Genomic DNA, 13,001 nt, shown 5'->3' on the forward strand with positions numbered 1-13,001 from the left:
CATTCCGAATGATAGTTACCTTTGCTTCATTCGATTCGTGACATAGCACATCGCCGCGCATGATCCGCCCATCTCAAATACATTGGCGGATGCACCTCATGGAACAGTCACTCAAACATTTGCGCTTCCCCTTGGCGATCCTGGCCGTGGTGGTGATGAGCGCATGCGGCAAAACCCCGGAACAAGCGGCCGCCATGCCCCCTGCCAAAATCAGCGTGGCCAAGGTGCTGGAACAACCGGTCAACGAGTGGGACGAGTTCACCGGCCGCCTGGAAGCCCCGGAAACCGTGCAGATCCGTCCGCGAGTCTCGGGCCAGATCGATCAGGTGGCGTTCACCGAAGGCGCCTTGGTGAAGAAAGGCGACCTGCTGTTCCAGATCGACCCGCGTCCGTTCCAGGCCGAAGTACGCCGCCTTGAAGCCCAGTTGGCCCAAACCAAAGCCGCCGCCACCCGCAGCGATAATGAAGCGCAACGTGGCGAACGCCTGCGTCAGAGCAATGCGATTTCCGCCGAACTGGCCGACTCGCGCACCACCGCCGCCCAGGAAGCTCGCGCTGCCGTGGCCGGCATCCAGGCGCAGTTGGACCTGGCCAAGTTGAACCTGAGCTTCACCCGCGTGACCGCACCGATCAGCGGCCGCGTCAGCCGTGCCGAAATCACTGCCGGCAACCTGGTGACCGCCGATGTCACCGCACTGACCAGCGTGGTCTCCACCGACAAGGTCTATGCCTACTTCGACGCCGATGAACGCGTGTACCTCAAGTACACCGAGTTGGCACGCGAAGGCCGTCGTGGCGCAACCACCCCGGTGTACCTGGGCCTGTCCAACGAAGCCGGCAACCCGCACCTGGGCCAGATGAACTTTGTCGACAACCAGGTCAACCCGGCCACCGGCACCATCCGCGGTCGCGCCGTGTTCGATAACAGCAAGGGCGAATACACCCCTGGCCTGTATGCCCGCCTGAAGCTGGTCGGCAGCGGCACCTACTCCGCCGTGTTGATCAACGACGAGGCGGTCGGCACCGACCTGGGCAAGAAGTTCGTGCTGGTGATGGACGGCGACAAGCCGGCCTATCGTGCGGTGGAACTGGGGCCGAAGATCGAAGGCTTGCGCATCGTGCGCAGCGGCCTGAACAAGGACGACACCATCGTCGTGAAGGGCTTGCAGCGCATTCGCCCGGGGTCGCCGGTAGCGCCGGAAACCATCCCGATGGCCAGCAAGGAAACCCTCGCCGCCTTGGCACAACAACGACAAGCGCTTGAAGCCAGCAACCTGGAGCAAGTGGCACCGGATAAAGCCGCGCCCAAGCTCGCAGCCGTCGCGACTCCACGCGGTTAAGGGATACGACTCAAGATGAATTTTTCCAAGTTCTTCATTTCGCGGCCGATCTTCGCAGCGGTGCTCTCGCTGTTGATCCTGATCGCCGGTGCGATCTCGCTGTTCCAACTGCCGATCAGCGAATACCCGGAAGTGGTGCCGCCGACCGTCGTGGTACGCGCCAACTTCCCCGGCGCCAACCCCAAAGTCATCGGTGAAACCGTGGCCGCTCCGTTGGAGCAAGCCATCACCGGCGTCGAGAACATGCTGTACATGTCCTCGCAGTCGACCGCCGACGGCAAGCTGACCCTGACCATCACCTTTGCCCTGGGCACCGACCTGGACAACGCGCAGGTACAGGTACAGAACCGTGTGACCCGGACTCAGCCGAAGCTGCCTGAGGAAGTGACGCGCATCGGTATCACCGTGGACAAGGCCTCTCCCGACCTGACCATGGTTGTGCACTTGACCTCCCCGGACAAGCGTTACGACATGCTCTACCTGTCCAACTACGCCTTGCTCAATGTGAAGGATGAGCTGGCACGCCTGGGCGGCGTGGGTGACGTGCAGTTGTTCGGCATGGGCGACTATTCCCTGCGCGTCTGGCTGGACCCGAACAAGACCGCTTCGCGCAACCTGACCGCGACCGATGTGGTCACCGCGATTCGCGAACAGAACCGCCAAGTGGCCGCGGGTGCACTGGGTGCGCAACCGGCTCCGAATGCCACCAGCTTCCAGTTGTCGGTGAACACTCAGGGCCGCCTGGTAACCGAGGAAGAGTTCGAGAACATCGTCATTCGCTCGGGCGAAAACGGTGAAATCACGCGCCTGAAAGACATCGCACGGGTGGAACTGGGTTCCAGCCAATATGCTCTGCGCTCGTTGCTCGACAACCAGCCGGCGGTGGCGATCCCGATCTTCCAGCGTCCGGGTTCGAACGCGATCGAAATCTCCAACGAAGTCCGCGCCAAGATGGCGGAACTCAAGCAGAACTTCCCGCAAGGCATGGACTTCAGCATCGTCTATGACCCGACCATCTTCGTGCGCGGCTCGATTGAAGCGGTGGTACACACGCTGTTCGAAGCACTGATTCTGGTGGTGCTGGTGGTGATCCTGTTCCTGCAGACCTGGCGCGCCTCGATCATCCCGTTGGTGGCCGTGCCGGTCTCCTTGATCGGTACCTTTGCGGTGATGCACCTGTTCGGCTTCTCGCTTAACGCGTTGTCGCTGTTCGGCCTGGTATTGGCCATCGGTATCGTGGTGGACGACGCCATCGTGGTGGTGGAAAACGTCGAACGGAACATCGAGCTCGGCCTGGACCCGTTCCCGGCGACCGAAAAAGCCATGAGCGAAGTGACCGGCCCGATCATCGCGACCGCGTTGGTACTGTGCGCGGTATTCGTGCCGGCGGCCTTTATCAGCGGCTTGACCGGGCAGTTCTACAAGCAGTTCGCGCTGACCATTGCGATCTCCACGGTGATCTCGGCGTTCAACTCGCTGACCTTGTCGCCGGCGCTGGCTGCGGTACTGCTCAAAGGGCATGACGCTCCGAAAGACGGCTTCTCCCGGTTCCTCGACAAATTGCTCGGCGGCTGGTTGTTCAAACCGTTCAACCGTTTCTTCGACAAGGCCAGCCATGGTTATGTCGGCACCGTGCGCCGCGTGATCCGTGGCAGTGGTATCGCGCTGTTCCTGTACGCCGGTTTGATCGTCCTGACCTGGCTGGGCTTCGCCCACACCCCGACCGGTTTCGTACCGGCCCAGGACAAGCAATACCTGGTGGCCTTCGCGCAATTGCCGGACGCCGCGAGCCTGGACCGCACCGAAGACGTGATCAAGCGCATGTCCGATATCGCCCTGAAACAACCGGGCGTGGAAGCGGCGGTGGCGTTCCCGGGCCTGTCGATCAACGGTTTCACCAACAGCCCGAACAGCGGCATCGTGTTCGTGACCTTGAAGCCGTTCGACGAGCGTAAAGACCCGAGCATGTCGGCCGGTGCGATTGCCGGCGCGCTGAACGGCAAGTACAGCAGCATCCAGGAAGCCTACATGGCGATCTTCCCACCGCCGCCGGTACAGGGCCTGGGGACGATTGGCGGCTTCCGCCTGCAGATCGAAGACCGTGGCAACCTGGGTTATGACGAGCTGTACAAAGAAACCCAGAACATCATTGCCAAGAGCCATAACGTGCCGGAGTTGTTTGGCCTGTTCACCAGCTACACCGTCAACGTACCGCAGGTCGATGCCGCCATCGATCGCGAAAAAGCCAAGACCCACGGCGTGGCGATCAGCGACATCTTCGACACCCTGCAGATCTACCTGGGTTCGTTGTATGCCAACGACTTCAACCGCTTTGGCCGTACCTACCAGGTCAACGTGCAGGCTGACCAGCAGTTCCGCCTGGCTGAAGACCAGATCGGCCAGTTGAAAGTGCGTAACAACAAAGGCGAGATGATCCCGCTGGCGACCTTCATCAAGGTCAGCGACACCTCGGGCCCGGACCGTGTAATGCACTACAACGGCTTTATCACCGCTGAAATCAATGGCAACGCCGCACCGGGCTACAGCTCCGGCCAGGCCCAGGCTGCAATTGAAAAACTGCTGAAAGAAGAACTGCCCAACGGCATGACCTACGAGTGGACCGACCTGACTTATCAGCAAATCCTCTCGGGCAATACCGCGCTGTTCGTATTCCCGCTCTGCGTACTGTTGGCGTTCCTGGTTCTGGCCGCCCAATACGAAAGCTGGAGCCTGCCGCTGGCGGTGATCCTGATCGTACCGATGACGCTGCTGTCGGCCATTACCGGGGTAATCATCTCGGGCGGCGACAACAACATCTTCACTCAGATCGGCTTGATCGTACTGGTGGGCCTGGCCTGTAAGAACGCGATTCTGATCGTCGAGTTCGCCAAGGATAAACAGCAGGAAGGCCTCGACCCGCTCGCTGCGGTACTGGAAGCCTGCCGTCTGCGTCTGCGGCCGATCCTGATGACCTCGTTCGCCTTCATCATGGGTGTGGTGCCCCTGGTGTTGTCCAGCGGTGCCGGTGCCGAGATGCGCCATGCCATGGGCGTGGCGGTGTTCTCCGGGATGATCGGGGTGACCTTCTTCGGGCTGTTGCTGACGCCAGTGTTCTACGTACTGATCCGTCGCTATGTGGAGCGCAGCGAAACGCGCAAAGCGGCCAAGGCCTTGAAGCTGGAGACACAGCAATGAGTGTGAAAGTATTTTTGCCGAGCCTGCTGGTACTCGCACTGAGCGCGTGTGCGGTAGGCCCGGACTACAAAACCGAGAAGCTGGAGGCGGCCAATATCACGGCCGCCGCCGACACCAAAAGCTATGACCATGCCAAATACGAAGGCATCTGGTGGCAACAGTTCGACGACCCGACCCTCAACCAACTGGTGACCCAGTCACTGAGCGGTAACCGTGACTTGCGCGTCGCCTTCGCCCGCTTGCGGGCGGCGCGGGCCATTCGCGATGACGTGGCCACCGACATCATGCCGGTGGTGACCTCGCGGGCCAGCAGTGACGTGGGCAAAGGCCAGATCCCGGGCCAGACCACCAAGCGTGTCAACAGCGAGCGCTACGACCTGGGGCTGGACATGGCCTGGGAAGTCGACTTGTTCGGCCGCATCCGCCGCAACCTGGAGGCCAGCGACGCCGACCAGCAAGTGGCCGAAGCCGACCTGTACCAACTGCAAGTCACCATGATTGCCGAACTGGTGGACGCCTACGGCCAACTGCGCGGCGCTCAATTGCGTGAACGCATTGCCCTGGACAACCTGAAGAACCAGCAGGAATCGCGCGCCATCACCGTCAGCCTGCGTGATGCCGGTGTAGGCGATCAGCTCGATGTGGAGCGCGCCGACGCACGCCTGGCGGCGGTTGAAGCGAGCGTGCCGCAATTGCAGGCAGAGCAAGTGCGCGAGCGCAACCGCATCGCCACCCTCCTCGGCCAGCGCCCCGACAAGCTGAGCGTGGACCTGAGCCCGAAAGACCTGCCGGCGATCGCCAAGGCATTGCCGATCGGCGATCCAGGGCAGTTGCTGCAACGTCGCCCGGACATCCTCAGTGCCGAACGCAAACTGGCCGCCGCCACCGCGCGTATCGGCGTGGCCAAGGCCGACCTGTTCCCACGGGTCAGCCTCAGCGGCTTCCTCGGCTTTACCGCCGGACGCGGTTCGCAGATCGGTTCAGCGGCCGCCAACGCCTGGTCCCTCGGCCCGAGCATTACCTGGGCCGCCTTTGACCTCGGCAGCGTGCGTGCCCGCTTGCGCGGCGCCAACGCCGAAGCCGATGGCGCCCTGGCAACGTATGAGCAGCAAGTGCTGCTGGCGCTGGAAGAGTCGGAAAATGCCTTCAGTGACTACGGCAAACGCCAACAGCGCCTGGTTTCGCTGATCCGTCAAAGCGAATCCAGCCGCGCCGCGGCCGACCTCGCAGCGATCCGCTACCGCGAAGGCACTGTGGACTTCCTGGTCCTGCTCGACGCCCAACGCGAACGCCTGGCCGCCGAAGACGCCCAGGCCCAGGCGGAAGTCGACTTGTATCGCGGGATTGTCGCGATCTACAAGGCCCTGGGTGGCGGCTGGCAGCCGGACACGGTGGTCGCCAGCGCCAAATGATGTAAAGCGCTCCTTTGGTTGGTCGCATCCAGCCAATTTTTAGCCCTGCGGTCCATTCGGTCGTGGGGCTTTTTTTGTTTTGGGGGTCCTAAAATGTTGAAGGTTAGTTCTGTAGGTCGGATAAGAAGTCTTTTGTAAGTAAGGACCTAATGCCGTGCTGTGTTTGGCATTTAGGATTAAAGGGTATTTATTGCAAGCATTATTTTTATGGCTCGAGTGCGACGACACATAGAACTACAAAAATTGATTATTCAAACTCTCTGAAGCTCCACTCAACTGGCTGCGTCCGACCCCAGAAAGCCGGTGACGGATCAAGCCGTCAGAACCGATTGTAGGATTTTGTAAGCAACTTCCAAATATTCTTCACAGCCTGGTAAACCTGTAAATATTAAAGTGATTGGTTCTAGCATTACGCTGCACCGCAAATATTTCTGAGCAACAGCGGAGGTCATCACCATGGCAATTGTACCCACGATTGAACTCGCACAACGGTCAAAGGCCACCAGCGCTTATCTCATCAAAAACCCTAAAGAAGTCAAAAACGCATTTTCTATAACGGACGATGCCAAGGCAGCCGAGATACTGAAAACCAGCGACAACAAGAAGGTTGCCGAGTTAAAGGATTTTTTGAAAACTTACGATATGGCATCGATCAGTACACGCGAACTAAAGAAAGTAGGCAGAGAACTTTACGATAGCGGAGCGATTGACGTAATGACATTTGGAATGTTCATAAGCGGAAATGGAGAGTTCGATGCCAAGGGCAATCAGGCAAATACGCACGTTAAATTTAACGCTATCGCGTTATTCAATGAGAAGTTAGAAGAGTATGCTAAATTTCTCGAGGAATACCCCGTTCACGCTACACAGGATAATCTGAGATGGAAACAGGCGATGGTCGCAGCCAATCATGCTATCGGTGCCCTCATGCACTTCGCCAACTCATCCAACCCTAAGCTTTCTGTGGATGATCAGGCATGATTGCGACGCTTAGCCAGCAGTGAGCCCATCAACAGCTTGGGCTCACTGTTGACACTCTCTTCAGCGACCGTACTTGACAGTTCCCAAGTAGACTTTAGGTGCAGCATCAGGATTTTTTATCATCACCCGATAAGTACCAAATGAACTGCTATACAAAACATTACTACCCGTATTTCCTGCCACCTGAGCCCACGACGAACCTATTTCCTTATGTATCGATAGCTGAGGTGGCCTTCCGCGGTCTACCGCAGTAATGGTTGCATCAATGTTCGCATTCAGGCACCCATTCGCGGAGGTTATGGTAAAGGGTCCGTAGGCCACTTTTTCGCTTTCTCCTTCCAGTATTCCCGTATAGGTGTCCGTAATAGACCAACACCCAGCAAACGCTTGAAAGGACACAAAAGCCGACATCAAAACGACAAAGGTGATAAACCTTTTCATGATTTCCATCCTCACAGTTGAACGACAGGTTGATCAAGTGACCTACCTATCCCCCAACCCCTCAGACAGAACTACAGGTAGGAATCACCCACCTACAATGCACGTTTTATAACCCTGAATATGCCAGACGCGTCCTATCATCAAATAAGCCAACTCTGTCATACCCAGGAGAAAGTCTTGGTCAGCTATTTCCTAGTCCCGCAGGGCGGCAACTAAAACCGGCTGTGTTCATTCAGAATCAGACTTCGATAATGCCCAGGATTGGACCCCGACCACTTACGAAATGCCTTATAAAATGAACTTGCATCGGCAAACCCCAGCCGCGCCGCAATTTCAGCGAAGCTGATCTGCGGTTCGGCCAGCCAGACGATTGCCAGTTCCTTGCGCACGCTGTCCTTGAGGCCCTGGTAGGTCTGCCCTTCTTCCGCCAGACGGCGGCGCAGGGTGGAGGCGGAAATGCATAGGCGGGTCGCCAGACCCTCGGTTTCCGGCCAGGTCTCGGGGGGCATTTGGCGCAGGTCGTGTTTGAGGCGATTGGCGAGGCTATCAGGGTCGCGGTATTTGACCAGGATGTTGGCCGGTGCGTGGGCCAGGAAGCGCTTGAGTTCCTCGTTACTGCGTTTGATCGGCAGGTCGAGGCAGTCTGCGGAAAAGATCATGCGCGTGCGTGGCCGATCAAAACGCAGGTTGTCGGAAAACATCACTTGGTAATCGTCGCAAAAGTCCGGCTGCGCGCAACGCAGCTCGATGGCCAGGATCGGAATTCGTCGCCCCGCCAGCCAACACGTCACGCCGTGGACAATCATCCAATACGTAAAATAGGTGAATGCCCGATTGGGTTGCGCCTCGGGTTCCACCAACACGATTTCCGCCAGACTCTGCTGGCGGACCAGTTGCGCGGGCAACCGCTCGAGCATCAGCGACAGAAACCCCAGCGCGGTTTCCAGGCCGTCGGCCAGGGTCGGTTGCGCGATGGCGGCGCGGCAGAGAAACGCCAGGCTGCCGGATTTGAGCTTGCGCGGGTCCATTCCGAAAAATTCATCGTCCATGCGCCGCGCCAACAAACGCCACAACCGCGCATACGCCGTCGCCGGCACACGGGCGTCGCCCTGCTCCAACGCCGCCGGGTCGATACCGGCCTTACTCAGTACTTCGGCAATCGCCATGTCGCACGCACAGCTCTGCAGCAGCGCCTCACGCACAAGATGGATGGAGATGGTGTCTTTTTCCGCCATGGGGAATGGGCTTTTCAACGGCGCATAAGCAAGGCCTGCATCATAAAGGCGCTTGCGATTCGCCACCACCGTTCAGCCTCGGTTCAGCGAAAGTCAATATTTCTTGTTTAGCAATGAGTATCATTATGTTACAAATTGCCATCCCATCCAGTCATGATTGCGGTGCCGAATGCTTGTTCCTTTTTTAATCATGCTGCGCGAAGGCATTGAAGCCGCATTGATCGTTGGCATCATCGCCAGTTACCTGCAACAGACCGGCCGTGGCCAATGGATGCCCGCCGTGTGGATCGGCGTATTTCTCGCCGCCGCCCTGGCCCTGCTGGTAGGCGGTGGCCTGGAGCTGGTCAGCGCTGAGTTCCCGCAGAAACAACAGGAGCTCTTCGAAGGTGTCGTAGGGTTGATCGCCGTGGGCATCCTCAGTTCCATGGTGTTCTGGATGCGCAAGGTCGCACGCTCCATCAAGCACAGCCTGCATGAATCCCTCGACCACGCCCTGGCTGGTTCAAAACACCAAGTGTTCGCGCTGATCGCCATGGTGTTTTTCGCCGTGGCCCGTGAGGGGTTGGAGACGGTGTTCTTCCTGCTGGCCGTGTTCCAACAAAGCGAAGGCCCCGGCGCGCCGATCGGTGCCCTGCTCGGCCTGATCCTGGCTATTGTGGTCGGCTTGCTGATCTATTCCGGCAGCATGCGCTTGAACCTCGGCGCGTTCTTCCGCTGGACCGGCCTGTTCATTCTGGTGGTCGCCGCCGGCATCCTCGCCAACTCAGTGCAGGCCTTGCATGAAGCCGGCGTGTGGAATCACCTGCAAACCGTGCTGTTTGACTTCAGCGCCGGGCTGCCCATGGACAGCCCGCTGGGCTCGGTGCTGGCCGGTATGTTCGGTTACCAGGAAGCGCCCACCGTCAGCACCCTGGGCGCTTATCTGATTTATCTGGTGGTGGCCCTGGTGATGTTCTTCCTGCCTTCGGCGCCCGCCAAGCCGATTGCCAAATCTTCTTCCGTTTCCAGCCAGTAAGGACCGCCTCTTGTCCAACCCAACCCCTCAACCGGCCCCACCGTCCCGCGCCCTGCGCTGGGCCGTGGCCGGCTCGGTGGTCGTGATGATCGCCGCCGGTGGCCTGTTCTACTACGCCTCGCAGTTGGCCGCCGCCAAACGCCAGAGCAACCACAATGAAATCGCCGTGACCATCCACAGCCACGCCTGCGAACCCAACGCGCTGACCGTGCCCGCCGGGCGTGCCAGTTTCCGTATCATCAACCGCTCCGACCGTGCGGTGGAATGGGAAATCCTCGACGGTGTGCTGGTGGTCGAAGAGCGCGAAAACATCGCGCCCGGCTTGAGCCAGGTGATCAACGCCAACCTGTTGCCCGGCGACTACGCCATCACCTGCGGCCTGTTGAGCAACCCACGCGGCACCCTGCATGTGACGCCGACTGCCGAGTCCGACGCACAGGCCAAGGCCAAGCCGTCGATGGTGGCGTTTATCGGCCCACTGTCGGAGTTCCGGGTGTACCTGAGCAGCCAGGGCAGCGCGCTGGTCAAGGCCGTGACGGCCCTGCAGCAAGCCATTGATGCCGGTGACCTGGCCCAGGCGCAGGCGCTGTATGTGCCGGCCCGCGAAGCCTACCAACGGCTGGCGCCCGCTTCCCAGCGCCTGGCCGAACTGGACAACGCCATCAACGCGCGTGCCGACTACTTTGAAAAGCGTGAGCAAGACCCCGCGTTCAGTGGCTTCCACCGCCTGGAATACAGCCTGTTCCAGCAGCACAACCTGGACGGCCTGGCACCGGTTGCCCGACGCCTGGTCAGCGATGTCACCCAGCTCAAGCAACAATTGCTGACGCAGTCGCTGCCACCGGAACAACTGGTCGGCATCGTGGTACGCAACCTCAACAGCCTGGCGGACACGCGTGCGATCAGCGGTGAAGAAGAACGCTACAGCCACGTCGACTTGAATGGCTTTGCCGCCAACCTTGCGGTGGCGCGCAAGGTGGTCGACCTGATGCGCCCACTGTTGACCCAATCCGCCGCCGACCTGGTGCCCAAGGTCGACAGCGCGCTCGACGCGTTCGATGCCGAACTCAATGGTTTCAAAGTCGACGGTCAATTCAGCCGCTACGACAGCGTTACGGCCGATCAGCGCAAGCAGATCGCCGACAAGGCCAAGGCTCTGGCCGTTGCACTCGATGGAATCGACCCCGCCCTTGGCCTTTCCGGCCTGCAGTGAAGACGACCGCACACATGAGTGATTCTGAACACACCAACCTCCAACGTCGCCGTGTCCTGTTGGGCATGGCGGCCACCGGCGCGGCGATTGCCGGCAGTGCCCTGACCTGCCCGGCCATGGCCGCCGCAGCCGAGCAAGTCACCACCGCACCGCGCAGCGACAAGACCCAGGACCACCAGGATTTCTTCGGCAAACACCAGACCGGCATCGTCACCCCGCGCCCGGCCTGCGGCATGGTGGTGGCGTTCGACGTACTGGCCAGCGACCGCGAAGACCTGGAGCGTCTGTTCCGTACGCTGAACGAACGCATCCACTTCCTGATGACCGGCGGCCCCGTGCCGCAAGTCGACCCGAAACTGCCGCCGACCGACTCCGGCATTCTCGGCCCGGTGGTGACGCCGGACAACCTGACCATCACCGTATCAGTGGGTGAATCGCTGTTCGATGAGCGCTTCGGCCTGTCGGCGGTCAAGCCCAAGCGCCTGATCCGCATGGTCGGCTTCCCCAATGATGCATTGGAACCGGCGCAGTGCCATGGCGACTTGAGCCTGCAATTTTCCTCCAACACCACCGACACCAATATCCACGCCCTGCGCGACATCGTGAAAAACCTGCCGGACCTGCTGCTGGTACGCTGGAAACAGGAAGGCAGCGTTCCGCCCCAGGCCCCGGCCAAGCCCGGCGAACCGGCCCAGAGCGCGCGCAACTTCCTCGGTTTTCGCGATGGTTCGGCCAACCCGAATTCCAACGACGACAAAGCCATGGACCAGATCGTCTGGGTGCAACCGAGCAGCGATGAACCGGCCTGGGCCGCCAACGGCAGCTATCAGGCGGTGCGGATCATCCGCAATTTCGTCGAGCGCTGGGACCGTACCCCACTGCAGGAACAGGAAAGCATCATCGGTCGGGTCAAACCCACGGGCGCGCCCATGGATGGCCAGCACGAAAGCCAGGTGCCGGACTACAGCAAAGACCCGGAAGGCAAGTTGACCAAGCTCGATGCCCACATCCGCCTGGCCAACCCGCGTACGCCGCAGACCCAGGCCAACCTGATCCTGCGTCGGCCGTTCAACTACTCCAACGGCGTCAATAAAAACGGTCAGCTGGACATGGGGCTGTTGTTCATCTGCTACCAGGCTGACCTGGAGAAAGGCTTTATCAGCGTGCAAACCCGGCTCAACGGCGAGCCCCTGGAGGAATACCTCAAGCCGGTCGGCGGCGGGTACTTCTTCACCTTGCCGGGCGTCACGGGGCCCAAGGACTTCCTCGGGCGTACGCTGCTCGCGGCCTCGCACCCTCAAACCACTGCCAATACCTAAAACAAACCCAGAGCGGATACGTCCCATGAAGAAGTCGTCTATCGCGTTGTCGTTGTTAATGAGTCTTTCGCCGTTGGCCGCTTTCGCCGCCACTGCGCCGCTGGACCTGGTAGGCCCGGTGTCGGACTACAAGATCTACGTCACCGAAGAAATCGGTGAACTGGTCACCCAGACCCAGGCGTTCACCGACGCCGTGAAGAAAGGCGACCTGGCCACCGCCAAGAAGCTCTATGCGCCGACCCGCGTGCACTACGAGTCGATTGAGCCGATCGCCGAATTGTTCAGCGACCTCGACGCGTCTATCGACTCGCGTGTCGACGATCACGAGAAAGGCGTTGAAGCCGACGACTTCACCGGCTTCCACCGGATCGAATACGCGCTGTTCTCCAAGAACACCACCGAGGGCCTGGGCGCCCTGGCCGATAAGCTGAACGGCGATGTCAAGGACCTGCAGACCCGCGTCGAAGGCCTGACCTTCCCGCCCGAGAAAGTCGTCGGCGGTGCCGCTGCGCTGCTCGAAGAGGTCGCGGCCACCAAGATCTCCGGTGAAGAGGACCGCTACAGCCACACGGACCTGTATGACTTCCAGGGCAACGTCGACGGCGCGAAGAAAATCGTCGATCTGTTCCGTGGCCAGATCGAGAAGCAGGACAAGGCGTTCCTGGCCAAAGTCGACAAGAACTTCGCCACCGTGGACAAGATCCTGGCCAAGTACAAAACCAAGGATGGCGGTTTTGAGACCTACGACAAGGTCAAGGAAAACGACCGCAAGGCCCTGGTCGGCCCGGTCAATACCTTGGCCGAAGACCTGTCGACCCTGCGCGGCAAATTGGGCTTGAACTGATCTTTG

10 protein-coding genes are annotated in these 13,001 nt (G+C 59.9%); 8 read left to right on the top strand and 2 right to left on the bottom strand.

From position 1 onward, the window contains the following. Positions 1-98 precede the first annotated feature (98 nt). From mexE to MJP36_RS17285, 4 genes are all read left to right on the top strand, one after another. The gene (gene mexE / locus MJP36_RS17270) at positions 99-1,340 is read left to right on the top strand and encodes a multidrug efflux RND transporter periplasmic adaptor subunit MexE (RefSeq protein WP_060752822.1); all 1,242 of its coding nucleotides are present in this window, start codon (positions 99-101) and stop codon (positions 1,338-1,340) included. Between the two features lie 15 nt (positions 1,341-1,355). Then, positions 1,356-4,535: an efflux RND transporter permease subunit gene (locus MJP36_RS17275; protein WP_244383574.1), complete on the top strand. Its 3,180-nt coding sequence runs from the start codon at positions 1,356-1,358 to the stop codon at positions 4,533-4,535. Then, on the top strand, positions 4,532-5,947 hold the full coding sequence (locus MJP36_RS17280; protein WP_060752820.1) for an efflux transporter outer membrane subunit: 1,416 nt from the start codon (positions 4,532-4,534) through the stop codon (positions 5,945-5,947). Before MJP36_RS17275 ends, MJP36_RS17280 begins: the two co-directional genes overlap by 4 nt. A gap of 456 nt (positions 5,948-6,403) precedes the next feature. Beyond that, positions 6,404-6,928 (top strand): hypothetical protein, encoded by a 525-nt coding sequence (locus tag MJP36_RS17285; protein WP_161548913.1) that lies wholly within the window; start codon positions 6,404-6,406, stop codon positions 6,926-6,928. A 60-nt stretch (positions 6,929-6,988) separates the two neighbouring features. On the opposite strand, the gene MJP36_RS17290 is transcribed toward MJP36_RS17285, so the two are convergent. Together MJP36_RS17290 and MJP36_RS17295 are read right to left on the bottom strand one after the other, a co-directional pair. Further along, positions 6,989-7,369 (bottom strand): hypothetical protein, encoded by a 381-nt coding sequence (locus MJP36_RS17290; RefSeq protein WP_244383575.1) that lies wholly within the window; start codon positions 7,367-7,369, stop codon positions 6,989-6,991. Positions 7,370-7,581: 212 nt separating this feature from the next. After that, positions 7,582-8,604, bottom strand: coding sequence for an AraC family transcriptional regulator (locus tag MJP36_RS17295; RefSeq protein ID WP_161548911.1), 1,023 nt, complete (start codon positions 8,602-8,604; stop codon positions 7,582-7,584). A 169-nt stretch (positions 8,605-8,773) separates the two neighbouring features. On the opposite strand from MJP36_RS17295, the gene efeU reads away from it, so the two are divergent. Genes efeU through efeO (MJP36_RS17315) form a run of 4 tightly spaced genes read left to right on the top strand, consistent with a single transcriptional unit; the run spans position 8,774 to position 12,995 of the window. Continuing rightward, the gene (efeU, locus tag MJP36_RS17300; RefSeq protein ID WP_244383576.1) at positions 8,774-9,619 is read left to right on the top strand and encodes an iron uptake transporter permease EfeU; all 846 of its coding nucleotides are present in this window, start codon (positions 8,774-8,776) and stop codon (positions 9,617-9,619) included. 10 nt (positions 9,620-9,629) lie between these two features. Next, a complete protein-coding gene (efeO, locus tag MJP36_RS17305) occupies positions 9,630-10,832 on the top strand; it encodes an iron uptake system protein EfeO (protein WP_244383577.1) in 1,203 nt (400 codons plus the stop codon). A gap of 14 nt (positions 10,833-10,846) precedes the next feature. Beyond that, complete coding sequence (gene efeB, locus MJP36_RS17310) at positions 10,847-12,151, top strand: iron uptake transporter deferrochelatase/peroxidase subunit (RefSeq protein ID WP_244383578.1); 1,305 nt, start codon at positions 10,847-10,849, stop codon at positions 12,149-12,151. Positions 12,152-12,176: 25 nt separating this feature from the next. Next, positions 12,177-12,995, top strand: a complete 819-nt coding sequence (efeO, locus tag MJP36_RS17315) for an iron uptake system protein EfeO (RefSeq protein WP_198763112.1) — start codon at positions 12,177-12,179, stop codon at positions 12,993-12,995. Positions 12,996-13,001 lie beyond the last annotated feature (6 nt).

The organism is Pseudomonas palleroniana (assembly GCF_022836895.1).
In the GTDB taxonomy this organism is placed as follows: Bacteria; Pseudomonadota; Gammaproteobacteria; order Pseudomonadales; family Pseudomonadaceae; genus Aquipseudomonas; species Aquipseudomonas palleroniana.

Bases quoted from the DNA above. Each gene is read 5' to 3' on its own strand.
- mexE (WP_060752822.1), top strand. From the start codon at position 99: ATGGAACAGTCACTCAAACATTTGCGCTTCCCCTTGGCGATCCTGGCC.
- MJP36_RS17275 (WP_244383574.1), top strand. From the start codon at position 1,356: ATGAATTTTTCCAAGTTCTTCATTTCGCGGCCGATCTTCGCAGCGGTG.
- MJP36_RS17280 (WP_060752820.1), top strand. From the start codon at position 4,532: ATGAGTGTGAAAGTATTTTTGCCGAGCCTGCTGGTACTCGCACTGAGC.
- MJP36_RS17285 (WP_161548913.1), top strand. From the start codon at position 6,404: ATGGCAATTGTACCCACGATTGAACTCGCACAACGGTCAAAGGCCACC.
- MJP36_RS17290 (WP_244383575.1), bottom strand. From the start codon at position 7,369: ATGAAAAGGTTTATCACCTTTGTCGTTTTGATGTCGGCTTTTGTGTCC.
- MJP36_RS17295 (WP_161548911.1), bottom strand. From the start codon at position 8,604: ATGGCGGAAAAAGACACCATCTCCATCCATCTTGTGCGTGAGGCGCTG.
- efeU (WP_244383576.1), top strand. From the start codon at position 8,774: ATGCTTGTTCCTTTTTTAATCATGCTGCGCGAAGGCATTGAAGCCGCA.
- efeB (WP_244383578.1), top strand. From the start codon at position 10,847: ATGAGTGATTCTGAACACACCAACCTCCAACGTCGCCGTGTCCTGTTG.
- efeO (WP_198763112.1), top strand. From the start codon at position 12,177: ATGAAGAAGTCGTCTATCGCGTTGTCGTTGTTAATGAGTCTTTCGCCG.